General features: G+C 40.1%; 23 protein-coding genes. 17 read left to right on the top strand and 6 right to left on the bottom strand.

What is annotated here, in order from left to right:
• Nucleotides 1-105: 105 nt before the first annotated feature.
• On the top strand, nt 106-855 hold the full coding sequence (locus AC0VYH_RS01160) for an SDR family oxidoreductase (protein WP_475373196.1): 750 nt from the start codon (nt 106-108) through the stop codon (nt 853-855).
• Nucleotides 856-910: 55 nt separating this feature from the next.
• Here the strand turns inward: AC0VYH_RS01160 and AC0VYH_RS01165 are convergent, their stop codons facing one another.
• Nucleotides 911-2,128: a DUF819 family protein gene (locus tag AC0VYH_RS01165; RefSeq protein ID WP_194222516.1), complete on the bottom strand. Its 1,218-nt coding sequence runs from the start codon at nt 2,126-2,128 to the stop codon at nt 911-913.
• Between the two features lie 174 nt (nt 2,129-2,302).
• Here AC0VYH_RS01165 and mscL point away from each other — a divergent pair, with 174 nt between their 5' ends.
• The 5 genes from mscL (at nt 2,303) to AC0VYH_RS01190 (ending at nt 5,599) form a co-directional block, all read left to right on the top strand.
• Nucleotides 2,303-2,809 carry a large conductance mechanosensitive channel protein MscL gene (mscL, locus tag AC0VYH_RS01170; protein ID WP_475367438.1) on the top strand — a complete coding sequence of 169 codons (507 nt, stop codon included), beginning with the start codon at nt 2,303-2,305 and terminating at the stop codon, nt 2,807-2,809.
• 93 nt (nt 2,810-2,902) lie between these two features.
• Nucleotides 2,903-3,589: an alpha/beta hydrolase gene (locus tag AC0VYH_RS01175; RefSeq protein ID WP_475366311.1), complete on the top strand. Its 687-nt coding sequence runs from the start codon at nt 2,903-2,905 to the stop codon at nt 3,587-3,589.
• A gap of 103 nt (nt 3,590-3,692) precedes the next feature.
• The gene (locus AC0VYH_RS01180; protein ID WP_430241952.1) at nt 3,693-4,331 is read left to right on the top strand and encodes a nucleotidyltransferase domain-containing protein; all 639 of its coding nucleotides are present in this window, start codon (nt 3,693-3,695) and stop codon (nt 4,329-4,331) included.
• 90 nt (nt 4,332-4,421) lie between these two features.
• On the top strand, nt 4,422-4,751 hold the full coding sequence (locus AC0VYH_RS01185) for a tRNA-binding protein (RefSeq protein ID WP_226616766.1): 330 nt from the start codon (nt 4,422-4,424) through the stop codon (nt 4,749-4,751).
• A gap of 95 nt (nt 4,752-4,846) precedes the next feature.
• Nucleotides 4,847-5,599: a nucleotidyltransferase domain-containing protein gene (locus AC0VYH_RS01190; protein ID WP_475368297.1), complete on the top strand. Its 753-nt coding sequence runs from the start codon at nt 4,847-4,849 to the stop codon at nt 5,597-5,599.
• Nucleotides 5,600-5,657: 58 nt separating this feature from the next.
• On the opposite strand, the gene AC0VYH_RS01195 is transcribed toward AC0VYH_RS01190, so the two are convergent.
• Both AC0VYH_RS01195 and AC0VYH_RS01200 read right to left on the bottom strand, forming a co-directional pair.
• Nucleotides 5,658-7,601, bottom strand: a complete 1,944-nt coding sequence (locus tag AC0VYH_RS01195; protein WP_475366314.1) for an oxidoreductase — start codon at nt 7,599-7,601, stop codon at nt 5,658-5,660.
• Between the two features lie 213 nt (nt 7,602-7,814).
• Entirely contained in the window at nt 7,815-8,672 is an 858-nt protein-coding gene (locus AC0VYH_RS01200) for a DegV family protein (protein ID WP_194222510.1), read from the bottom strand.
• Between the two features lie 147 nt (nt 8,673-8,819).
• Between AC0VYH_RS01200 and uvsE the strand changes: the two genes are divergently transcribed.
• Entirely contained in the window at nt 8,820-9,785 is a 966-nt protein-coding gene (gene uvsE, locus AC0VYH_RS01205; protein ID WP_475366315.1) for a UV DNA damage repair endonuclease UvsE, read from the top strand.
• A gap of 288 nt (nt 9,786-10,073) precedes the next feature.
• Here the strand turns inward: uvsE and AC0VYH_RS01210 are convergent, their stop codons facing one another.
• Nucleotides 10,074-10,661, bottom strand: coding sequence for a TetR/AcrR family transcriptional regulator (locus AC0VYH_RS01210; protein ID WP_430241944.1), 588 nt, complete (start codon nt 10,659-10,661; stop codon nt 10,074-10,076).
• A gap of 129 nt (nt 10,662-10,790) precedes the next feature.
• On the opposite strand from AC0VYH_RS01210, the gene AC0VYH_RS01215 reads away from it, so the two are divergent.
• The gene (locus AC0VYH_RS01215) at nt 10,791-11,780 is read left to right on the top strand and encodes an NADPH:quinone oxidoreductase family protein (protein ID WP_430241942.1); all 990 of its coding nucleotides are present in this window, start codon (nt 10,791-10,793) and stop codon (nt 11,778-11,780) included.
• A gap of 94 nt (nt 11,781-11,874) precedes the next feature.
• On the opposite strand, the gene AC0VYH_RS01220 is transcribed toward AC0VYH_RS01215, so the two are convergent.
• The gene (locus AC0VYH_RS01220; protein ID WP_430241940.1) at nt 11,875-12,513 is read right to left on the bottom strand and encodes an O-methyltransferase; all 639 of its coding nucleotides are present in this window, start codon (nt 12,511-12,513) and stop codon (nt 11,875-11,877) included.
• A 356-nt stretch (nt 12,514-12,869) separates the two neighbouring features.
• Here AC0VYH_RS01220 and AC0VYH_RS01225 point away from each other — a divergent pair, with 356 nt between their 5' ends.
• From AC0VYH_RS01225 to AC0VYH_RS01250, 6 genes are all read left to right on the top strand, one after another.
• Nucleotides 12,870-13,769, top strand: coding sequence for a hypothetical protein (locus AC0VYH_RS01225; protein WP_430241938.1), 900 nt, complete (start codon nt 12,870-12,872; stop codon nt 13,767-13,769).
• Between the two features lie 296 nt (nt 13,770-14,065).
• Nucleotides 14,066-14,548 (top strand): PH domain-containing protein, encoded by a 483-nt coding sequence (locus AC0VYH_RS01230; RefSeq protein ID WP_475366317.1) that lies wholly within the window; start codon nt 14,066-14,068, stop codon nt 14,546-14,548.
• Nucleotides 14,541-15,983: a PH domain-containing protein gene (locus AC0VYH_RS01235; protein WP_475366318.1), complete on the top strand. Its 1,443-nt coding sequence runs from the start codon at nt 14,541-14,543 to the stop codon at nt 15,981-15,983. The genes AC0VYH_RS01230 and AC0VYH_RS01235 overlap by 8 nt, the downstream gene beginning before the upstream one ends.
• An 82-nt stretch (nt 15,984-16,065) precedes the next feature.
• Nucleotides 16,066-16,719 carry a cobalamin B12-binding domain-containing protein gene (locus tag AC0VYH_RS01240; protein WP_475366319.1) on the top strand — a complete coding sequence of 218 codons (654 nt, stop codon included), beginning with the start codon at nt 16,066-16,068 and terminating at the stop codon, nt 16,717-16,719.
• A complete protein-coding gene (locus tag AC0VYH_RS01245; RefSeq protein WP_475366320.1) occupies nt 16,709-17,479 on the top strand; it encodes an STAS domain-containing protein in 771 nt (256 codons plus the stop codon). The genes AC0VYH_RS01240 and AC0VYH_RS01245 overlap by 11 nt, the downstream gene beginning before the upstream one ends.
• Before the next feature lie 117 nt (nt 17,480-17,596).
• Nucleotides 17,597-18,933 (top strand): IS3 family transposase gene (locus AC0VYH_RS01250; RefSeq protein ID WP_430241928.1). Its coding sequence is split into 2 segments (ribosomal slippage): nt 17,597-17,981 and nt 17,981-18,933, totalling 1,338 coding nucleotides; the frame shifts between segments, so codons are not numbered across the junction.
• 70 nt (nt 18,934-19,003) lie between these two features.
• Here the strand turns inward: AC0VYH_RS01250 and AC0VYH_RS01255 are convergent.
• Nucleotides 19,004-19,765, bottom strand: a complete 762-nt coding sequence (locus AC0VYH_RS01255) for a rhomboid family intramembrane serine protease (RefSeq protein WP_430241926.1) — start codon at nt 19,763-19,765, stop codon at nt 19,004-19,006.
• Between the two features lie 175 nt (nt 19,766-19,940).
• Here AC0VYH_RS01255 and acpS point away from each other — a divergent pair, with 175 nt between their 5' ends.
• From acpS to AC0VYH_RS01270, 3 genes are read left to right on the top strand one after another with little or no spacing between them, the layout of a single operon-like run.
• Nucleotides 19,941-20,300: a holo-ACP synthase gene (acpS, locus tag AC0VYH_RS01260; protein ID WP_475373197.1), complete on the top strand. Its 360-nt coding sequence runs from the start codon at nt 19,941-19,943 to the stop codon at nt 20,298-20,300.
• Nucleotides 20,301-20,357: 57 nt separating this feature from the next.
• A complete protein-coding gene (locus tag AC0VYH_RS01265) occupies nt 20,358-21,890 on the top strand; it encodes an NAD(P)H-hydrate dehydratase (protein ID WP_475366321.1) in 1,533 nt (510 codons plus the stop codon).
• A gap of 60 nt (nt 21,891-21,950) precedes the next feature.
• The gene (locus AC0VYH_RS01270; protein ID WP_430241920.1) at nt 21,951-22,955 is read left to right on the top strand and encodes a LolA family protein; all 1,005 of its coding nucleotides are present in this window, start codon (nt 21,951-21,953) and stop codon (nt 22,953-22,955) included.
• The last annotated feature ends 232 nt before the right edge of the window (nt 22,956-23,187 follow it).

The raw sequence follows: 23,187 nt of genomic DNA on the forward strand, positions 1-23,187 counted from the left end.
AGCACCCTATGAGGGTGCTTTTTGTATACAATAAAACATTGGAATGTTTACACGTCATTCAACCGGGAACTAGAGATGTGAGGATAAAACGAAAGGTGGAGAATCATGAGTCATATTAATGGAAAAGTAGTTATTATTACTGGAGCAAGCAGTGGAATCGGCGAAGCAACGGCGAAGAAACTTGCAGGAGACGGCGCAAAAGTTGTTCTTGCAGCTCGACGTGAGGACCGCCTTGAAGAATTAAAGAACGATATTACGAACAATGGCGGAGAAGCAATTATTCAAATAACAGACGTAACTTCAAGGGAACAAATGCAGGCTCTTGCCGATAAAACCATTGAGCATTATGGACAGATTGACGTCATGATCAATAACGCAGGATTGATGCCACTATCATTCATGAATAAGCTTAAGATTGATGAGTGGGATAAGATGGTTGATGTGAATATAAAAGGTGTCCTCTACGGTATTGCCGGAGTTCTTCCACATATGGAAGAAAGAAAATCTGGACATATTATTAATGTATCTTCTGTTGCCGGTCACGAAATTATGCCAGCTGGGGCAGTGTATTGTGGTACGAAATTTGCTGTACGAGCGATTACAGAAGGACTGCGTAAGGAAATGTCTCCTTCAACAAATATTCGTGCAACGATCATATCACCAGGGGCTGTTGCAACAGAGTTAACGAACACAATTACAGATGAAGATGTTCAAGAGAAGTTGAACAATCGCGGACCAAATGGTCTTGATCCACTAGATCCAGAGGCGATTGCTGATGCCGTTTATTATGCTGTTGGTCAACCTGACAGTGTATCGATCAATGAAGTACTAGTGCGTCCAACATCCCAAGGATAATGAAAAAACCGTTCTCCATTTAGGAGAACGGTTTTTAACTTTCTAGATTAAGGTTCTAGAGCAACATTGTGGCGACCATCTTGGCCAATTGCGCACAGAGAACCGCTGCGTAGCTACCGACAACATTACCTACAATTCCCATCAAAAGTCCAACAGGAGCAAGTGAAGGTTGGAAAACAGAGGCAACGATTGGTGCCGAGCTTGTCCCACCAATATTTCCTTGTGAACCTACGGCTACAAAGAAAAGAGGGGCACGTAATAAGCGCGCTGCGATGAAAATAACAAGAATATGAATACTGAGCCACACAATGCCCATTAAAACATATTGTGGTGAATCCACTACATAAGTAAGATCCGCTCTTGCCCCTATTGTTGCAAGCAAAAGATAAATGGCTGTATAGCCGACTTTACTAGCGCCATAACCCTCTAGCTTTTTAATAGGAGTGAATGAGAACAAAATACCGATGGCAGAAATAATCATGACTGTCCATGTTGTTGTAGAAAGAACAGCTGATTGTGGAAGATTCTCGGAAATTTTCAATACAATATAAGAGACACCAAAGCCAAGTCCAAGTAATCCTAGTAGCTGAGGTACTTGAATTGGGCGTTCATTCTTACGTTGAATATCATTCATTTCCTTATTCACACTTTGAATAACGGAATCGTCCGCTTTGTTCCATTTGTTAAACTTGTGCTGGAATCCTGCTAGGAAAATCATAATCCCCATCCAGCTATAGCCGACAACAGTGTCAACGACAATAATTGGGGAAAGAATTTCTTTCGGTGTCCCCACTGCTTCAATCATTGCAGCCATATTCGCTGAGCCGCCAATCCAACTTCCTGCGAGAGCAGCAACTCCTGTCCATGCGTCTGCAGGTAGCCAAGGTTGGAAGATGGCTAGTGCAATCGGCCCGCCGATAATAACACCGATTGTTCCTGCTAGGAACATTAATAAGGCTTTTGGTCCTAATCTTAACGTAGCTGGGACGTTAGCTGATAATAATAACAGCAGGAGCCCAACTGGAAGAATATACGTAGAAACGAAGCCATATAAAGTCGACTCTTGCGGAATAATCGCAAATGTCGTTGATAGCATTGGGATAAAGTATGTCCAAATTAACGGTGGGGCATAATGAAATATCTTCTGCAGAACGTTGTTTTTTGATTCGCCAAGCATGAAGATTGCTCCAACTACAACCGTTAGATAGACAAATACAGCCATCGGATCCTCAATTAATGGATTAGCCTTTGACCAGGCTAGTGCAAATGTCATTATTGTTCACTCCTTGATGTTAGACTATAGTCGCAAATAGACATTATATCATCTAAGTGACTTTCTTCGCTTTTAAAATTAATTAAAGAAAAATTGCAAGTATTAGAAAAATTCATAGCTTGTATTAATGAAGCATACATATTGTGTAGAGCGAGGATAAAGGAGTGAATTTCCATCGGTCTATTAAATGAATTTCGTCATTTCGCTATTAGAGGTAACGCGGCTGATATGGGAATTGGAATTGTCCTAGGCGCAGCGTTTAGTAATTTTATCGATTCGCTTGTTTCAGATATAATACTTCCACCTGTAGGTCTACTATTAGCGAGAATTAATTTTTCCGATCTTTTTATTAGTTTAAATGGGCATTATTATCCTTCTCTCTCTGATGCAAAAGAAGCCGGGGCGGCAACAATCAATTATGGAGTTTTCCTTACAACGTCCATTCGCTTTTTAATCATTTTCTTTTCGGTGTTTCTTGTCGTTCGTCAGTTGAATAGATGGCGAAAACCAGGACAGGATCCTATTAATTCTATGACTAGAAAAGAATGCCCGTTTTGCTGTACACCGATACCTTCGAAAGCGGTGATTTGTCCGAATTGCTCTACATCTCTTCGTGAAGAATTTGAACCGCCTTCACTAAAGGTTCATGTTCGGAAAGATTCAAGAACATCATTTAAGTAATAGGAATGATATGTATGGGCAACAAGCGATTAACTTTTTCTTCTGATGGGAATATAAAGTGGTAACGACAGAAGGAAAGGTGAGAGGACAAACATGATTGGTTGTTTGCTCATACATGGATTTACAGGGTCACCATTTGAGGTTGAACCTTTGGCAAATTATTTTCGAAGTCAAACGGATTGGGTTGTAGCATCACCGACACTTCCAGGACACGGTGAGAACGATTCACTTAAAGGGATTACCTTTCAACAGTGGGTAGATACAGCTGAGGAATATTTAGTACAGTTATTAGAAAGGTGCGACACGATTTATCTCATTGGGTTTTCAATGGGGGGCGTTCTTGCAGGATATTTAGCAACGAAGTACCAAATCGATAAATTAGTATTATTAAGTGCAGCTATACAGTATATCCATCCTTTTCAAATGGTGAAGGATATAAGAGAAATGATGACTGATCTATGCAGAGGAAAGCTTCTTCAGAATGAGTTATTCATTCGCTATAGCAAAAAGGTAAAGACAACGCCACTCCTTGCTTCATTAGAATTTCGAAAGCTTGTCCAACACCTCAAGCCATCCTTCGAACAGGTCTCTATTCCAACGATCATTTTACAGGGAAAGCTTGATGGAATGGTACCTTATAAAACCGCTGATACGATTTATCAGTTGATTCGTTCGGATGAGAAACAGGTTAGATTGATGGAGAATTCAAAGCATTTGATCTGCCACGGGGAGGATCGGGATGAGGTTATTCATACGGTGTACCGTTTCCTTACAAACTAGCGGGATGATTGTTTATAAAACAAAGAACTTGCTTTTAACTATAAAGAACAGCTTCATACTTGCTAGCTCCTTCTTAGGGTCTCGGTGAAAAGGAGAAAAAGAGATGCGAAATCCACTACTTACTCCAATAATGATTGAAAAATACGCTAAACGCCTTGTTGTCCGATTGAAACAACCATCGTTATCTGGGATTGTTTTGACTGGTAGCTTTGCTAGAGGGGAAGCTGGTCCATATTCCGATCTGGATATCTGGTGTTTTTATAAGGAGCTCCCAAGTAAGTCGCCATGTCTCCCTGAACTAACGGGTATTTCACTTGATCTAAGAGAAGTTAGTCTACAGGAATTTAGTGAAATGGCTGATGGGTCAAAAGAGTATGTGGCTCCTTGTTTTGAGCAATTAAATGTATTTGGAGAAACACCTTTTGTCCTTCCTTCAAGAAATAAAATCAAGGTTGGTCTTATGAGCCTGCTACAGTCTATTGATACTCGCTTGCAACAGTGTGTGCCACCAATCAACCACTACGAATTATTAAATGACATCATGTACGCCCTTCGCATCGAACAGTTCTTCAAGACTTCACAATACCCCCTCACCCTATCTGAACTATACGCTATACAATTTGAAGAGAGCGATCGCTTCCTAGTAGAGTGTTATTCTTCATTCTTATTTGGAGAGCGACACAAAAGTGAGGATGAAATTCATAGCGGGATTCATCTTTTTATGGAGAAGAGATTGGAATAAGAAGGATTTTAAAATCATCTCGAGAAACAAATGGTAGAGGTATTGAAAGAAAATGATACTATACTTAGATGAAAAGGCAGGGTGGATGAAGTGGCGACGTTTGATGATTTTATGAAACTTGATATTCGTGTTGGGGAAATTATTGAAGTGAATGATTTTAAAAAGGCTAGAAAACCAGCTTATCAATTAAAGGTAGATCTGGGGGAGGAAATTGGTATCAAGAAGTCCAGTGCACAAATTAAGGACCTGTATAACCAGAATGATTTAATCGGTAAACAGGTGATGGCAGTGGTGAATTTCCCCCCACGGCAAATTGCAGATTATATGTCTGAAGTACTTGTATTAGGCGTATACGGAGATGAAGGAGTCGTGCTAATACAGCCTGATCAAAAAGTGAAAAAAGGTGATAAATTAGGATAAGGAGTGCATATAAGCATTCTTTTTTTCTTGTCTATTTACTTCCAATCCCTATATAATGATTTAATATCTAAAAAATGTAAAAATGAGGTGAGGGAGTGAAGCAAGAAGAAGCAGTTCGACTGATATCTAACAGTCTGGAGCAAGATCCTCTCGTAAAAGCAATTTTCCTTAAAGGATCTATGGGGCGAAACGAACATGATGAAAATTCGGATGTTGATCTTTATTGTCTTGTAGAAGAGAACGATGTGGAGTTGTTTCTTAAGAATCGAAAGCATCATTTAGAAGCATATGCTAATCTTCTCTTTTATGATGAAATTTTTATTATTGCTCCACAGATCATCGCTGTGTTCGATAATATGCTCCATCTTGATTTATTTACAGTGACAGCGGAATCGTTGGTAGAGAAAGATTATTGCAAAGTGATTTATGATCCCAACAATCGGTTGAGTCATTTTAATGAGGAGTTAACCTTATCGAGGCAGGAGTTTATCAATCACGTGGATGATACAGCTTTTTTCTTATTTCAATACGAGAAGTCCAGAAGAAGAGGAAACGATATTTGGTCTGTTCATATGTTAAATCAAGTTATGCTTCATTATTCAAGAGTGATATTGCACCGTTATCATCCGGATCGAGCTCAGCTTGGTTTAAAAGCATTGGATGGAACACTGAAAGAGAAAAAGGTTGAGAAGTCGAAAGAAATTTTTCAGTTTATGACGATTGAAGAGCATGAGAAATCTGCTAAGTTTATTCGAAACTGGTTGAAGGAAGAGGAAGATTGGATCATAGAGCAGTTAGAAGGTACGGTTTATAGTGTGCCTTTTCTTAAACGTATGATTTGGAATTGATATAGAACGAAAAGAAAAGGCGCTCTCTGGCGTCTCTTCTTTTCGTTTTGGGACCTAGCTAGTTAATCGATATGGTTTCGGGTTCAAACGCGATTTTAGCACCTTCATAAATGGCGCGTTTCGCATCTAGCTCACCAGCAAGACGAGCGCCACCGATAACTGCGATATCAACACCTTTTTGTGAAAGCAATTCGCATTCACGGGGTATATTCGATTCCTGCCCAGCTGCGAGAATGATGGTGTCGGCTTCGAGAAATTCTTTCTCGCCTGTCTCTGCATTTCTGATTGTAAGACCATCCTTTGTCATTTCTTCATATGAGAGATTCGTTCGAAACTTCACACCATTTTGTTTTAAATCCTGCAACATCGCCCATTTAGTTGTTTTGCCAAGGCCTTCACCCATTTTTCCATTACGTCTTAGAAGGAGAATGTTATTGATTCCTTTTTCGATTAAGAAATGAGACACATCGCATCCGATGCCACCGGCCCCAATGATAATCACATTTCTGCCCACAGCCACATTACCAGAAAGAACGTCTGGATAAGCGATGGAGTGTTCAATACCCGGAATAACCGGTTGCCGTGGTGTCACACCAGTTGCTACCACAACAAGATCTGGTGAATGATTTAAAAGCTCTTGTTCTGTTGGTTTATGATTTAAATAAATCTTAACGCCTAATCGGTTTAGTTCCGTTGTATAGTAGCGAATGGTTTCATCAAATTCTTTCTTGATTGGAATTTTTCTAGCCAGGTTAAACTGCCCACCAAGCGCAGAGCTCGCCTCATAAAGTATCACGCTATGACCTAATTCAGCATGAGCTCTTGTAGCTTCCATGCCAGCGACGCCTCCACCGAGCACAATAACTTTTTTTATATTTTCAGCTTTCTTAATGGTCCACTTGTGCTCTCTGCCAGCCCTGGGATTAACAAGACAAGAGACGGCTTTGCCTTCGAAGGCATGATCAAGGCATGCCTGGTTACAAGCGATGCATGTGTTGATCTGATCAAGTGCTTGTTCCTTCGCCTTCACTAATAGATGTGGATCGGCCAGGAAAGGTCTAGCCATTGAGACCATATCGAGTTTCTGAAGTAACTCTTCAGCTAGAACCGGGTCATTAATTCGATTACTTCCAATCACCGGGATGGTCACCGCTTCTTTAATTTGTAGAGCGGGTTCAATAAAACCAGCACGAGGCACCATCATTGAAATCGTTGGGACTGTTGATTCGTGCCAACCGATTCCAATGTTTAGAATATCAGCGCCATGGGCCTCTAATTTTGTAGCTAGTTGAACTGTTTCTTCTGGTGTTGAGGAGTCGGGTACTAAATCGAGTCCAGACATACGAAAAATCACTGGATAATCCTCTCCGACTGTTTTTCGAACTGCTTTAAGGACTTCGATTGCAAAACGGGTGCGATTCTCAAAGTTTCCGCCCCATTTATCTGCTCGCTTATTTGTTCTTGGTGATAGGAATTGATTGATTAAATATCCTTCAGAGCCCATGATTTCTACTGCGTCAAATCCAACCTCTTTCGCTTTCCTGGCAGCTTCTGCATAGGATTCAAGTAAATTAAGAATATCAAGTTCATTTAGTTCCTGGGGAGTTTCTCTGTGTATGGGCGATTTGATAGGAGATGGAGCGACAGACGGAATGCCGTTCATCTCAGAGTAAGCATATCGTCCAGCATGAAAAAGCTGTGCCGCAATACGCCCATTTGCTGTATGCACGCTGCTTGTTAATCGTTTCATGACTCGAAGATCATCGTCTCGATAGAATCCTAGAAAATGGTGTCCACCATCGCCTTCAGGTGAAACAGAAATCCCTCCTGTGACAATGAGACCTGGCCCGTTCTCTCCTGACCGTTCAGTATAAAACGAAATGAGAGCATCCTCTTGATCCTTATTACCTTCCATTCCAAGGTGCATGGATCCCATCATTACTCTGTTCGGCAGGGTTAATCTCCTTAATTGAATTGGTTTAAATAATTTTTCCCATTTCATAACTGCTCACCACACTTCTTTGTTTTGAACACATTTCGATGAATGGTCATTCATTTCCTGTAAAGAAAGCGTTTTTTTATTTTAAATTTTTATTTTATTCAAGGCAATGGTAATGAATGTTATTGATTTTTGGCTCATTTGAGTAATCAACAATATGAGCAAACATAGATTTATCCAAAAAAAAGAGCGCAAAATGCGCTCCCTAAATGGATATTAATTTTTCTTGAATGCGACAAGAAGGCCACCTTCGCCAGCATAAGTGCCAATAAGCGGCCCCATCGTCGAAAGGATGACGTTTTTAAATTTATAGCGTTCTTGAATTTGCTCGATTAATGCTTTTGCTTTATCCTCACAATTACTATGAGCTACAGCAATGACTTTATCCTCAAAATTATGCCCATACTCGCCAATTTTTTGTATGAACTGGCGTACTGCTCGCTTGTTTCCGCGGATTTTATCAAGGACCTCAAGTGAACCATCGTCATCACTTGCCTTCATAAGTAATTTAATATTCAAGGCAGAAGCAATCGTTCCTCTTACACGATCGAGGCGTCCCCCCTTGATAACGTTCTCAAGGGTGTCTAATAAAAACATTGTTAGCGTATCTTCTGTGTATTCATATGCTTGTTCAACGATGGATTCAAAGGTTTCGCCGTCACGAGCCATTTCTGCAACGTGATAAACAATGATCCCAAGACCTGATGAGGCTGTTTTTGAATTGATGACTTCGATTTTCCTGTCAGGATGTTCCTCATGAAACATTTTCTTTGCAAGTACAGCATTGTCATAAGTAGTGCTTAATGCTCCGGACAGCGCTATAACAAGAATATCGTCCTCAGGACTTGCTTCTTCAAATTTTGTAAGAAAGTCCTGTGGTGCTGGGGCAGAGGACTTAGGAAGTTCTTTCGATTTTTTTAGTTTTTGGTAGAACGTTTGCGTATCAAGATCTACTCCAGCTTTGTATTCTTCTTCACCAAAGAGAAGGTTGAGTGGAACGACCGTTACGTTCAATTCATTTAGCAGTTCTTCAGGGAAGTCGACGCTGCTGTCAGTAATGATTCGAGTTGCCATACAATTACCCCTTTTTTGTTATTACCCGCATCCAGGTATTATGTCTATTGTACCACGCTTCAACGTCTAATCGAACGTAAGTTGTGGCTAATGAATTAAGAATGGAATGGAGAGCCTAATAGAAAGATGTTTGGAGGTGAGAATGGAATGACAATTATTCGGCTAGGGTATGTCGCAATGAGTACAGAACTGAATAACAGCTCTCCGTCTCAGACGATGACATATGCTCAATTTCAAAAAATCCAAGATAGAGAAGCTGCTATTCGGAAACTGGAGCGGATTGCAATTTCAAATCTTGAGAACTGCCTACGTCTTCTTAAGCACAATAAAGGGAACGAGATTCATTTTTTTCGCTTTAGCTCAAGGCTAATCCCGCTTGCCAATCATGAAGCCCTTGAAGGGTGGGATTATCTTTCTCCACTAAAGAAATCGTTGAAACAGGTAGGTGATTTTGCAATTAGAGAAAAAATGAGGGTGGACTTTCACCCGGATCATTTCGTCTTACTTAATTCACCTAAGAAAGAAATTTTACAAGCATCGATTCAAATGCTTTCTTTGCACGTGCGCCTTCTTGAAGAAATGGGACTTCCTTCAACACATCGGTGTGTCCTTCATGTAGGAGGAGCCTATGATGATAAGGAGAAATCACTTGAACGGTTTATCCATAATTGGATGTATACCCCACACAAAATACAACAAACCATTATTTTAGAGAATGATGATACAACGTTTACGCTCCTAGATACTCTTTATTTATGTGAGAAGTTAAACGTGCCGCTCGTTTTTGATTATCATCATCATGTGGCGTGTCATAAAACAAAAGATTGGGTGACAGAATGGGGGAGAGTGGTTAATACTTGGAGAGACTCTTCACTACCTGTTAAGATGCATATTTCTTCTCCTAAGAGTGAAGAGGATTTTCGAAGTCATGCTGATTATGTAGATGTTGATTGGTTCTTTTCTTTTCTAAATGAAGTCAAAGGTAGCACAGACCAAATTGATTGTATGATTGAAGCCAAGCAAAAAGATGCAGCGCTCTTTCAACTGATGGAGAGAATTAGACAAAGAAGTGATGTTGAACTAATTGATCAATCTACGTTTAAACTAAAGTAAAACCGGGCGTGCTTGGCCCGGTTTTACTCTGTGATTTTTTTGCTTTTTTGTTTAGTGGAAGGCTTTGTTTGGTTGGCATGTTCAACAGATTGAGACAGCTCTTTTTTCATGCCGCGTTTTTTCTCCTGAGGCAAACGTCATTCCTCCTTTACTTGATGTTAGCTTGTCCTTTCTCAGTTGTTTTATTAATAAGAGTGAAAGGCTGACTTGTTTTTTGAGAGAATGAAGTTCAATAGGAAATGTGGAGCTTTTCATTGAAAAGTAGCACGGGTCGAAAAGTAGCAAAAGTTAGTTTTGTATATAGGAAAGCACGCTTCTGTAACAAGCTGTTTTATATGCGCTATGTTGTATATGGTCACCCGTCATCATCCATTGAATCATATAACCGTCTATCATGGCCCTTATTGTTCTCCCTGCCTCTTCGTTATCAATCGTACGAAAGGCGCCCTCTTTCTTCCCTTGCTCGAGAATCACTTTAGAGATGGATGAACAATTTTGATAAAAGCGTTCATTTATTTCTCTGTACCGTTTGTTTTTGGTTGCCTGCGCAAGAAAATCTAAATATACACGGTAGAATTTCTCATTTTCTTTAGGACCTACAAACACTGTATTTAAATATGCCAGAAGCATGTTAGTTGAAGTTGTTTCTTTTTCAACAGCCAGCTTCTCTTTTTCGTATATGCGATCGGTAATTTGAGCGAGCAGATGAGCAAGTACGTCCTCTTTGTTCTGGAAATAATAATTCGGGACGCCTTTACTTACGTCTGCATAATCAGCTATGTCTTGAAGTGTAACCGCCTCATAGCCTTTATCAGAGACGGCTTGATAGGCTGCTTTAATAATCTGCTGTCGCTTTAACTCAGCTTTACGTTTCATCTCATTCCTCTCCTTACAGTGATCATTATACACAAACCATATGTGTGATTAAAGAATTCAGATTAATTGACCGGTCAGAATAATTTCTGTTAAGATGAGTCCGAAAGAAAGTTGAAGGAGGGATCCTAGATGGATCAATTTAAAGCTTTAGTTGTTGATAAGGTTGATGAGAATACAGAAGTATCGATAAAGAATTTAACGAAAGACGATCTTCCTGAAGGAGATGTGTTAGTTAAAGTTCATTATTCTAGCGTGAACTATAAAGATGGGTTAGCTACTCATCCAAAGGGAAATATTGTTAAGAAATATCCCCACATCCCTGGTATAGATCTTGCAGGTGTTGTTGCTGAATCGGATCATCCAGATTGGAAGGAAGGAGATCGGGTCATTGTTACTAGCTACGAGTTAGGCGTGTCACACTACGGTGGGTTTAGCGAGTATGCAAGGGTGAAATCAGATTGGATCGTCCCACTTCCTGAAGGGTTGTCTTTTAAGGAAGCAATGGTATACGGGACAGCAGGATTTACGGCAGCTCTTTCCGTGTATCAACTTGAACAAGCTGGTGTGACGCCTGAAAAAGGACCAGTTCTTGTGACAGGTGCAACGGGTGGCGTAGGAAGTATGGCTGTTGCTATTCTAGCTAAAAAAGGGTATGAAGTGGCAGCAAGTACAGGGAAAGAATCAGAATACGATTACCTGAAGCAACTTGGTGCGACACATACAATCGGTCGAGAAGAAGTAGCCCCTGAAGGATTTAAGCCAATTGGCAAGCAGAAGTGGGCAGGCGCAGTCGATCCCGTTGGAGGAGAAACGCTTGCTGCTGTTTTAAGTAATACAATGTACGGTGGCGCAGTTGCCGTAAGTGGTCTTACTGCAGGCGCTAAAGTTCCTACAACTGTTTTTCCGTTTATTTTAAGAGGAGTTAATTTACTTGGAATTGACTCTGTCTATTGTCCAATGGAAAAACGGAAGGAAATTTGGAAGAAAGCCGCTGACGAGTATAAACCGTCTGAGCACCTTGAAGCGATTCAAAATGAAGTGACACTTGATGAACTACCTGATGTGTTGAGTTCTATTCTAAATGGCAAAGTACGTGGAAGAACAATCGTAGCATTCTAAATAAGAGGGCGATGTTAGGCGGTTTCTTCGCCTTTCAGCTAACAAAAAGAAGGGAGAGCAATGCTCTCCCTTCTTTTTTGTATATTTCTTCTAGTTAAGGTTTTACTCTACAAATCGTTAAGCCATCGCACAAAGGCAATAGAATGGACTCAACTCTATCATCAGTTGCTATTTGTTTATTAAATGTTCGAATAGCTTCCACATTCTCACTATGAATATCTTCATCGAAAACTTTATCACCTTGAAGGGTATTATCAGCTACGATGACTGCTCCGGGAGTTGCTAATTTTAGTGCCATAGTAAAATAGTTAGGATAGTTCACTTTATCAGCATCAATAAAGAAGAAATCGTATTGCTGGCCGGCATTATGGAGAGATTCCATATTTTGAAGAGCGGGTCCTATGACATACTTCACTTTATCGCCAAGTCCAGCTCTAGTGAGGTTGTCTTTAGCAACATTGGCGTAGGTTTCTTCTAACTCCAGGGATGTGAGGGAGCCTTCTTTCTCAAGAGCACCTGCGAGCATGATGCCACTATAACCGCCAAGTGCACCGATTTCCATTACGTTTCGAGGTTTTGCAATACTTACGAGTAGAGCTAGGAAGCGTCCTACTTCAGGTTTAATTGAGATTGCGGGCATACCATTTCTACGAATGCTTTCATTGACTGATTGAAGTGCTGTGTCTTCATTTCCAAATAAATTGCGAATATACTCATCATGGTTGCGTGCCAAGTGAATCTCATCCTTCCTGAAATTAGTGGATTCGTAATCATTGTTATGCAGAAGAGAAAGGGTGTCAAGGTAAAAGTCGTCCTCCTACTACTGTTTATTCACTAGTAGTAAAGAGAGCATGTCCCGGTTAAGTGGCTTGAATAGGGAGTAAAGTCCTAGTCCATTCCACAATACTTGGGAAAGTAGGAAACAATTCGCTTAATTAATCCGACGAAAGTTATTGTTATTTCCCAATACCCCCTTGACGAATTGTTTGTTAAACTAGTACTAACAGCAAGGATCGGTTATAAATATCTATCCTTTTTCCTACTTGCCTAAACGGAAGAAGGCAGCTGATTATGAAGGGAGAGTTTAGAATGCCGTTAGAGCAAGGGAACAAAGCACTTAAATCCGGTGAAAATGCCCATCACAATACTAAAACATCTGAGCGGGTCAATGTACCCAAGCTACCAATCGCAAGTGAAGAAGGCTTTTCTAATGTTGTAAGGGATTCAAACCAGAATTATTGGTTTACCAAGCAACTTTCATCTAACCATGTCGAGGTTTATGTCTTTGTTCACCACCTTGCTCAATTGAGAACATTTCAAGTAAACGGGAAGCCAAGTTTCTATGAATATCCTGAGTCAGTTTGCATTGCTTGTGAAGGGGAAGAATGGAATGGATGGATTTATGAGTTCGCAAAGGAAGACCCGCGAATCACACACCAGTGGCATGTGAATGGCATTTTCTGTGATCTAAAAAGAAAAGGAAATCAGCTAATTGTTTCTTCTTACCATGTTGAAGGAAATGAAGCTCTTTTAACAACATTCGGTGACAAAGGAAAAAAAGTGATCCCGCTAGAAGCTGGATATTCTCCAGTTAATATGATGATCGCAGAGGAAGGCATATATATTGCTGCACTATCGATCTCAGCTTCTTATCAAGATCAGATTCTTCTTCTAAATGATTCTTATCAGATAAAAAATTCCTTTAAGCTCGACTTTTCTCCAAGAACGATTCACTCCTGGAACGGGAGCTTAATTGTTCATGGCATCAATGGGCGAACAGGGAAAAGTGATCAGCTCGTTTATATATGCTCCAAAACAGGACATCAAGAAAAATTCCCTATCCCAAGTAGTGAGCTTGTTCAATGTTCAGATCAACATCTAACTTTCTACAACGCTGACTCAAAAATACTATCGATTTGGGATCATGAACAAAAAGAAATCATTAGTATGAGAGAATCCGAACGACCATATGTATCAAAGCATTTTTAATTCTGTCATGCTCATAAACGTTATTAATTTATTGGGCCTTTATCCTTTATAAGGACTTTTCGCTCGAAATGAGCCAGAATCGAAAAATCAATATTATGGACTAATATAGTTTTGATTTTAGAAAAAACTTGAGCTGAATGTCGCTCAAGTTTTTTGTTTTGTGAGATTTTGATGAAATGAAAAGGTGAATGAAGAAGGAACAAAGAATACAGTTAGAACTAGTGATAGAGGACCTTAATAAACATGATATACTAATTTAAAGAAAATAGAAGATACGAGGTAGAAGGGGGAAAAGAATGCGACTGGAACCTTCAAAACAAATTGATCCACAAGGATTGAAAGTTTGGCAAATTACTGGTGGACTGGCTTCTTTACTAGCCATTGCTCTCCTATGTGGCCTGTTTGTTATTCATTTAATGATAGTACCAATTCCTATATGGACATTGGTGATAAGCTGCATACTTGCTTTGCTCTTTTTCCTATTACAAACCTGGATTTTACCGAGATTACGATGGTCAAAATGGCGGTATGAAGTAACAGAACATGAAATTGAGCTTAAATATGGCGTTATTGTAGTGAAGCGAACGTTGATTCCAATGGTTCGAGTTCAACACGTTGATACAAGACAGGGCCCACTTTTAAGAGCTTATCGTCTATCATCTGTGACTATTTCTACTGCAGCAACGACTCACGAGATTCCAGCTCTATCAAATGACATAGCAGATGAGCTAAGAGACCGTATCTCCGTGCTTGCAAGGGTGGCGGAAGAAGATGTCTAATAAGAAACGTCTTCATCCAGTGGCTATGTTATTATCCCTTTTAAGATACGCAAGAGAAGCGGCGCTCCCTCTTATTTTCTTTATTTTTGTTGGGGGCGGAAGCGGCTATGAATGGTGGCACGTTATAGCAATAGGGGCACTCTTATTGTTTACGATCGGAAATGGTGTTCTTGGTTGGTTTTTTTATACATATCAAGTCGAAAACAATGAGCTTCGAATTCATCAAGGCTTTATATTTCGAAAGAAAAGATTCATTCCACGTGAAAGAATTCAATCCATTGATTTTTCTGAAGGTCTTATTCAACGTTTGTTCAGTCTTGTGAAAGTTCAAATTGAAACCGCTGGTGGTGGTGGCGAACCTGAAGTGGTTATGTCCGCTCTAAGACGTGAAGATGCAGAGCTATTAAGAAGTGAACTTTATGATAAAAGAAAACCAAAATTAGATGAAGAAGTGGAAGAACTTAAAAATCCAAAGACATTCGAATATAAGCTTTCATGGCAAGAGTTACTTATAGCGGCATCCACGTCGGGCGGTATTGGCGTAGTGATCTCGTTCGTTGCAGCCTTTGCTTCCCAAGTGGATGATCTTCTTCCTGATGCATTTTATGAGAGTATGACAGAGCGAGTGATGGAGGCTACCCTTCCATTTGTATTACTTGCTGTTGCCTTTTTATTATTAGTCTCCTGGATCTTCTCTGTTTTGGGGACTGTTTTGAAGTACGGAGGGTTCATTCTCACTCGAATGGAGAATGATTTAATCATTAATAGAGGGATATTAGAGAAGAGACAGTTAACGATTCCTGTGCATCGTATTCAGGCCATACGCATTGTAGAGGGGGTTCTTCGTCAACCGTTCGGCTTTTCTGTGCTTTATGTGGAGAGCGGTGGTGGCGGTGGAAAAGATGAACAGTTTTCAACGATTTTATTTCCGCTTATAAAGCGTCAGAAAGTTACCGAGTTGCTTGCAGAAATTCTACCTGAATTAGCGATCCATGAAGAATATGTCTCCTTGCCTGTTCGTGCTAGGAGAAGGTATTTTTTTCGATTCTGTATCCCCGTTCTATTACCAATAGGTGTCATTAGTTACTTTGTTCCATATGGCGCTATGTCGATATTGTTGCTACCGCTCTTTGCTCTGATTGGTTATCTTCATTATCGAGATGCTGCTTCTGGTGTGAAAAATGACGTGGCGCTGTTACAATTTAGGCAAATTGGGAGAACACGTGTCTATGTTTCTCGTAAGAAGGTTCAATCGCTGGAAATCGAGACGAATTTCTTCCAAAAGCGTCGAAAATTAGCTACATTTAAGGTATCGATTTTATCAAGTCTTGCTGGAAAACAGTTTAGAGTGAAAGACATCGGTCATTCTCATGCAGAAGAACTGTTAAATTGGTATTCCTATCGTTCAAATAAAAGTAAGGATAATAAAGAGTGAACTTCTTCTTGCAGAATGTCAGGTCATATGAAATAGCAATACTTTTAGAGGGATCATTCATCTTATAGAAAGGGGTGTGAACATGGCGATCAATATTGAAATGTTAACAGATGACTTTCTTGAAGGTGATCAAAATCAAGCATGGGAAAGAATAATGGAGCATTCTGAGTTGCTGGAAAACAGTTATTTAACCTTCGAAGTTCTTACAAAAGCGATGCATCGTATTGGAATACTATGGGAGGAAAATAAAATATCTGTAGCGGACGAGCATTTAGCTACAACAACTTGTGATTATGTTCTATCACGATATGCGCATTTTAGAAAGATGGCGAATCGGAATTCAGAAGGACCAAAGGCTCTTTTTCTTTGTATCGAACAAGAGCAGCACTACTTGGGAGTGAAAATGATTTCATTGCTCTTTGAGGAATACGGATTTCAAACAAAGCTTTTTGGAGCAAATTTACCTCTTGAGTATACTTTAGATCAAGTTAAGAAGTGGGAAGCATCAGTAGTAGGGATTTCAGTCTCTATTCGTTACCATGCGGAGCGCTTAAATCGATATGTAACCGAACTTGAAGATTTGCCACATTCACCTGAGATAATAGTAGGAGGTAGGCTTGCATCACAATATGATTTGTCTAGCTACTGCTCTGAACAAACTACGCTAGTAGCTGATTTGTATCAGGTACGTGAATGGCTTGAAAGTTGGAAGGATAGTGTACAGTATGATTTATGATATAAATGATCATCCTCTTCCAGCTTTTTTAATTGATGAGACATTGACGATCCTTTCACAGTCCGAAAATGCTGTGAAAGCTTTCTCATTTCATTCGTCTTTCTTAGATCTAGTTGATCTTGATAGCAGAGATAAAGCGGTACGTATGTTGAGCCCCTCTCAAAATGAAGTTGAGTTAGAATTGGTCATGAATACGGTTCAGTCGCCCTATTCTCTTTTTCAGGTTTTTGCAAAATGGTCAAGTGGGATCGGGCAGATAGTTTGTATCAGACAGGATGATCGTATTGAGAAGTTGTCCACTATGCTACAGAAGCAACAGGAGAGACTAGCAGATACAAACTTTGATTTATTAGATAAAAAGGAGGAGCTTGAAGCTGCTTTATTGAAAATAAAGCAGCTATCAAGCCCCTTCTTACCAATATCTAATAATATGGGGATTATTCCTTTGTTTGGTGAACTTGAAAAGGAGCTCTTTCTTGTTAACGAATTAAATCTTTTGCAAATTTTGAACAATGGAAAGTATGAACGTGTGATTCTGGACTTTAGTGGTATTGGAGAAATTGAAAATAGCGGTGTTCTTCCGCTGTTATCGTTTTGCTCAATGCTCGAAGTTACTGGCGTTTCCGTGGTTTTATGTGGGTTAAAACCGAATCATGTGCTTCAATTAATGAAGTATGATTTTGAATTAAATCAAAACTTTGAGGTTACGGGAAGCTTAAAAGATGCTGTAGATTATTATTTAAAACAGTCTTTCATGTAAAAAAACCAGTGATTAGTTTAATATGTACCCTATAGAGTAGACACTTAAAAAAAGTCTGCCCTATAGGGTACTTTTATGTATAATGAGGACAAATTCTACGATGGGAAATGATTATTAATGAGTAAGAAAGTATTCTCAGAGGAAGATGTCAAAACACTTGCCTCTAATAAATTTGTGAAATCAGTTAGTGAAAAAGGAATCACATACAGTGATGAATTTAAGCGAATATTCATTACTGAGTATGAAAAAGGAAAACTACCGAGTCAGATTTTTAAAGAAAATGGATTTGATGTCGATACTCTCGGACACGAAAGAGTACATTCTGCCGCGAGAAGGTGGAGACAGGGTTATAAAAACAAAGGGATTAATGGACTTACTGACACTCGTAAAGAAAGCTCCGGAAGATCCAAAGATAAGGAACTGTCTTTAGAGGAAAAATACAAACGTTTAGAAGCTCAAAATAACCTATTAAAAGCAGAGAATGATCTCCTAAAAAAGCTCGAAATGATGGAAAAGGGGATGGGAAAAAAGAGATAAAATTAGCTGCTTCTCTCAAGTTTGAATTAATCCGCCATATCATCCATGAGTATCAACTTAAAAATATGGTCCGATACTTATGTTCCGTAGTGGGTGTCTCACGATCTGGTTATTATCGTTATTTCACTGAAGGTGCTCGAAAGCGTCGAACAGAAAACGAGGCGCGAGACCAAGTTTTAAAAGACTGGATCCTAAAAGCCTATGCCTTTAAAAAGCGAAAAAAAGGGGCACGTCAAATCAAGATGACGCTAGCTAACCAGTATCAAATAACCTATAACTTAAAACGCATACGCAGAATCATGAAAAAATACGGAATCGTATGTCCGATCAGAAGAGCGAATCCCTATCGTCGTATGGCGAAAGCAACGAAAGAGCACAGCGTTGTACCAAACAAACTTGAGCGAAACTTCAAACAAGGCATCCCAGGGAAAGTACTTCTAACTGACATTACCTATTTGTTTTATGGAAATAAGAAGAAAGCGTATCTATCTACCATAAAGGACGGCTCTACGAATGAGATCCTAGCTTATCATGTGTCTGACCGAATTACGCTCGATCTAGCGACAGATACGTTAGTAAAACTTAAAAACAACCGTAAAGCAAAACTAGATGCGAATGCCTTTATTCATTCTGATCAAGGCTTTCACTATACTCACCCTACCTACCAAAAACAGCTAAAGAAATACGGTTTAGATCAGTCTATGTCTAGAAGAGGAAACTGTTGGGATAATGCCCCACAGGAATCTTTCTTTGGTCACTTTAAAGACGAAGCCTCAATAAAACCTTGTCAAACACTAATCGAATTAAAACGTGAAGTTAAGAGTTATATGATGTATTACAACCTGGATAGATGTCAGTGGAACTTAAAAAAGATGACCCCTGTTCAATACAGGAATCATCTTCTTAATGTTGCCTAGTCTTTTTTAAACTGTCCTTTACACAGGGTACATATTAGTTAAAATCACTGGTTTTTTTGTGTGAACTTCGTTAAACAAATCTTGCTATAAAACCAATTACGACGAGGAAAATGAAAATTCCCCATAGAATTTTTCCGCCGCGACCAGACCCTGTACGGATTTTCCTCCGTTGCCAACGATTTGGTTTAAACCGTATTTCTCCACTGTCTGCCGTTCGTCTGACGCGAATAATGCCGCGATTGATAAATGGTTTAGCTCCAATCAAAAGAATAGGTGCCAGAGCTGCCCCGCCTATAAACCCAAAGAGATGACCAAGAATGTTGATATTAGGACTTACAAATGTCATTACGAGTCCTATTCCAAGAATCATTAAAATCAATTGTGAATTTGCTTGATCAATTAATTCTTTGCGATAGAAAGCCATATAAAAATATATCCCAAAAAGCCCAAAGATTGCACCAGAAGCACCCACGTGACTGAAATTACTATCTTGCAAATAGAAGGTGGCAATATTGGCGATAATTCCAGCCCCGAAGTAGCCAACCAAGAACTTGGCTTTCCCTAACATCTGTTCTAAAGCCGGACCAAAAAGATAGAGTGAAAAGGAATTGAATAAAACGTGGGCAAATCCACCATGTAGGAAGATCGGCGTAATGAGTCTCCAATATTCACCAATTTCAATCGCTCGATTGTAGCCCACCCCAAGTCTTAAGATCGAATACAAACCAAAAAGGTTTACGAGAACAAAGAGGAGGATATGTATACCAATAAGTATGGAAATGATAGGATAATAACGGATAAATGAGCGAAAATCTTCATTTCGCACAAACATAATTCGACCACCTTTTTCAGAGAATTTATTATCAATTCAGTTCAATGGAATGTTGTAGGAGTGGCTGGTAAATTAAGCTCACTCGTTTTCTTATTAGTTTAGCATAGCTAGAGGTATAATCACTATTGAAAACACTATGCAGGCTTGTGACGAATTAGTACGAAGGAGTATAGAGATGATTAGAGGAATCGGAATAGATATGATTGAGGTTGATCGTATCAAACAGGTTGTTCAGAGGAATGCTGCATTTGCTGGGCGTATCCTAACTGAACGTGAACGTAGAGAATATCAGCAAATAAGTGGGCATAGAAGTGTGGAATTTTTGGCGGGACGTTTTGCAGCTAAAGAAGCGTATGCAAAAGCGAGGGGTACTGGGATTGGTAGACTTAGCTGGCAAGACATTTGTGTGCGGAAATCGCCAGAAGGTGCGCCGTATATTGAATCAGCCGATCAAGATGAGAAGATACATATATCCATTTCACATACGAAGCAGCATGCTATTGCACAAGTAATTATTGAGTGCTCGTCAAGCTAGTCTGCATAAGGTGGAGACTTGCCTCATATAATTTACCACGGTCAGGAGGGACCTGTTGTGAGAATCGTATCCGGAGAAGAAATGTATGAAGCAGACCGTTTTGCCATGGAGGAAATCGGGATTAGCGGTGTGATGTTGATGGAAAATGCGGGGAAAGCTCTATTTGAGGCGATGAAGAGCAGAATTCAAAAAGAAAAGCGTGTGGCTGTATTAATTGGCACAGGGAATAACGGAGGCGACGGTTTTGTTCTGGGAAGATATTTAAAAGAGCATGGATATGATGTAGATATCTGGTTGATTCCACCATATTCAAAGATAAGGGGAGACGCTAGAACTCACTTCGATATTTATCGTAGCCTCTCGTATTCTTACAAATCGTATGAAGACGGAGTTGCATTCGCTCGGGACATTCAAAACTATTCTGTAGTTATCGATTGTCTTCTAGGACTTGGCTTATCAGGGGCAATTCGTGCTCCATACGATGAGGTAATTAGGCAATTGAATCGGTCTTCTGCAACGGTTTTATCTGTTGATCTTCCGAGCGGTCTACATGCGAATGGAGGATACGTGGGCGAAGGCGTTCCGGTTCGTGCGAATAAAACTTATACGATTCAGTGTCCAAAATTAGGAGCCTTCCTTTATCCAGATGCCGATTTTTATGGAGATTTAGAGGTAGTTGATATTGGTCTACCACAGGCTGCTTTTTCATCTGTATTCAATAGAGAACTCTGGCAAAAGTCAGATGTACATCGCACGCTTTCTGATCGATCGGCGTCCTCTCATAAAGGAAGCCATGGAAAAGGGCTGGTGATTGGAGGATCAAAGGGAATGGTTGGAGCGCCTGTTATGACAGCGAAAGCTGCCTATAGGAGCGGAGCGGGGTTAATTCAGGCTTCAGTACCTGATGAAATTCTTTCTGTGGTGGCTGGAACAGTCGTTGAAACAATTTTCCAGGGGTGGTCATCTCGCGAAGGATTTTTCTCTGGAGAAGTGCCGGAGGACCTTTCTTCTTTCGATGGAATTGCTGTTGGTCCAGGTCTTGGGAGAAAACCGGGGTGTAAATCAGTCGTTGAAGCAGCGTTATCAACAACTTCCCCCCTCATTCTGGACGCAGATGCTTTGTACCACCTGGCAGAATTGAAAGGATGTCTGAAGGCAAGGGAAACACCGACTGTGCTAACGCCCCATCCTGGAGAGATGGCAAGGTTAACTGACTTGCCAATCGAGGAAATTCAGCGTAAGCGATTCGAGATCTCTCGTTCATTTGCTAAAGAATTCGGTGTTTACCTTGTATTGAAAGGCCCGAATACGATTGTAACTTCCCCAGATGGAAGTCAGTTCGTTAACACAACAGGTAATCCAGCGCTTGCTAAGGGAGGAACCGGTGACGTCCTGACTGGTATGGTACTTGCTTTCGTTATGCACAGTTCGTCCATCCAAGAAGGGATAAGCAATGCGGTATTTCTACATGGGCAAGCAGCAGATACCCTTGTTCAAACGACTCACACTACTCTTGACGTACTGGCGACTGATGTTATTGCTACGATTCCAACCGTTCTGCATTCATTTCTTAACCAACATCACGGATAGGTTTTTCACATGACAGGAACCTCCTTTGTCGTTTTAAATGAGGCAAAGGAGTTGGATAGAGTGAAAAAGTTCGGAGTCGTTTTTCTTATCGGAGTACTGATGCTTGTGGCACTATCGGGATGCGGACAGAAAAGTCAGCAGGATGTTGTAGATGCTTTAGACAAAAAGTTGAATGAGATGGAGAGCTATAAAGTAAATGCCAAAATGACGCTTGAAACAGGTGAAGAACCACAGCGTTATGATGTAGAGATCTGGTACCAAAAGCCCTCTTTTTATCGTGTTGAGTTAAAAAACGCTTCAAAAGAACAGAGTCAAATTATCTTGCGTAACGATGAAGGGGTATTTGTTCTGACTCCTGCTCTTAATAAAAGTTTTAGATTCCAGAGTGATTGGCCGGAGAATGGTAGCCAGGCCTATCTCTATAACACGCTTGTTCTAGATATACTAAATGATTCTGGAGCAGAATTTGAAGCAAAAGAAAATGATTATGTGTTTACAACGAAAACAAACTACCAGAACAAGAACTTATCAAAACAGTCTATCCAATTAAATAAGAAAGACCTTGCGCCAGAGAAAGTAACCATTATGAATCAAGATCAGAAACCTCTTGTTGATATTGAATTCTCTAATATGAAATTCAACGCTTCATTCGATAAGGGTGCATTTGATATGGAACGAAATATGACAGCTGCTCAGTTAGAAATACCTGTCATTGCTACAACAAATGAACCGTTTGAAGTTGTGTATCCAATGTACGAACCACAAGGCACAGGTCTTACAGATGAGAAAGAAGTAGCCACAAACAAAGTTATGTTAAGCTTCACTGGTGAAAAGTCCTTTACGTTAATAGAAGAGAAAAGTGAGGCGGTGCTCGAAACAAGTGCTCCTGTCTCGGTAGGTGAGGGTCAACCGGTGGACTTAGGCTTTACAATGGGTGTCATGACAGATACTACAGTTACCTGGAACCATAATGGTGTTGATTTCTTCCTGGCTTCAAATGATTTAACTCAAGAAGAGATGGCGTCTGTGGCAAGGTCAGTGTATGGTATGACGGAAATTAAATAACACTTCAAAGAGGTTCAGCTATGATTACATGGCTGAACCTTTTTTAGAAATAGCTATAGTAAACCATATTTAATAGCTTCCAGCGCTTGTCGGAATTAACGAGACACTTGCGCTTTTATTGTCTAGCTCCAGTGTCTAGTTCCTCGAGTCGCTTCAGCTTTTCCCCAGAACACAAAGGGCGTGTTCAGGAAAAAAGCTTCCAGCGCTTGTCGGAACTAAACGAGACACTTGC

Source organism: Anaerobacillus sp. QJM3NY_32, from assembly GCF_056173645.1.

What these genes read in the sequence shown, in the direction of transcription:
- AC0VYH_RS01160 (WP_475373196.1), top strand. Translation starts at nt 106, where the DNA reads ATGAGTCATATTAATGGAAAAGTAGTTATTATTACTGGAGCAAGCAGT.
- AC0VYH_RS01165 (WP_194222516.1), bottom strand. Translation starts at nt 2,128, where the DNA reads ATGACATTTGCACTAGCCTGGTCAAAGGCTAATCCATTAATTGAGGAT.
- AC0VYH_RS01175 (WP_475366311.1), top strand. Translation starts at nt 2,903, where the DNA reads ATGATTGGTTGTTTGCTCATACATGGATTTACAGGGTCACCATTTGAG.
- AC0VYH_RS01180 (WP_430241952.1), top strand. Translation starts at nt 3,693, where the DNA reads ATGCGAAATCCACTACTTACTCCAATAATGATTGAAAAATACGCTAAA.
- AC0VYH_RS01195 (WP_475366314.1), bottom strand. Translation starts at nt 7,601, where the DNA reads ATGAAATGGGAAAAATTATTTAAACCAATTCAATTAAGGAGATTAACC.
- AC0VYH_RS01200 (WP_194222510.1), bottom strand. Translation starts at nt 8,672, where the DNA reads ATGGCAACTCGAATCATTACTGACAGCAGCGTCGACTTCCCTGAAGAA.
- uvsE (WP_475366315.1), top strand. Translation starts at nt 8,820, where the DNA reads ATGACAATTATTCGGCTAGGGTATGTCGCAATGAGTACAGAACTGAAT.
- AC0VYH_RS01210 (WP_430241944.1), bottom strand. Translation starts at nt 10,661, where the DNA reads ATGAAACGTAAAGCTGAGTTAAAGCGACAGCAGATTATTAAAGCAGCC.
- AC0VYH_RS01215 (WP_430241942.1), top strand. Translation starts at nt 10,791, where the DNA reads ATGGATCAATTTAAAGCTTTAGTTGTTGATAAGGTTGATGAGAATACA.
- AC0VYH_RS01225 (WP_430241938.1), top strand. Translation starts at nt 12,870, where the DNA reads ATGCCGTTAGAGCAAGGGAACAAAGCACTTAAATCCGGTGAAAATGCC.
- AC0VYH_RS01230 (WP_475366317.1), top strand. Translation starts at nt 14,066, where the DNA reads ATGCGACTGGAACCTTCAAAACAAATTGATCCACAAGGATTGAAAGTT.
- AC0VYH_RS01235 (WP_475366318.1), top strand. Translation starts at nt 14,541, where the DNA reads ATGTCTAATAAGAAACGTCTTCATCCAGTGGCTATGTTATTATCCCTT.
- AC0VYH_RS01240 (WP_475366319.1), top strand. Translation starts at nt 16,066, where the DNA reads ATGGCGATCAATATTGAAATGTTAACAGATGACTTTCTTGAAGGTGAT.
- AC0VYH_RS01245 (WP_475366320.1), top strand. Translation starts at nt 16,709, where the DNA reads ATGATTTATGATATAAATGATCATCCTCTTCCAGCTTTTTTAATTGAT.
- AC0VYH_RS01255 (WP_430241926.1), bottom strand. Translation starts at nt 19,765, where the DNA reads ATGTTTGTGCGAAATGAAGATTTTCGCTCATTTATCCGTTATTATCCT.
- acpS (WP_475373197.1), top strand. Translation starts at nt 19,941, where the DNA reads ATGATTAGAGGAATCGGAATAGATATGATTGAGGTTGATCGTATCAAA.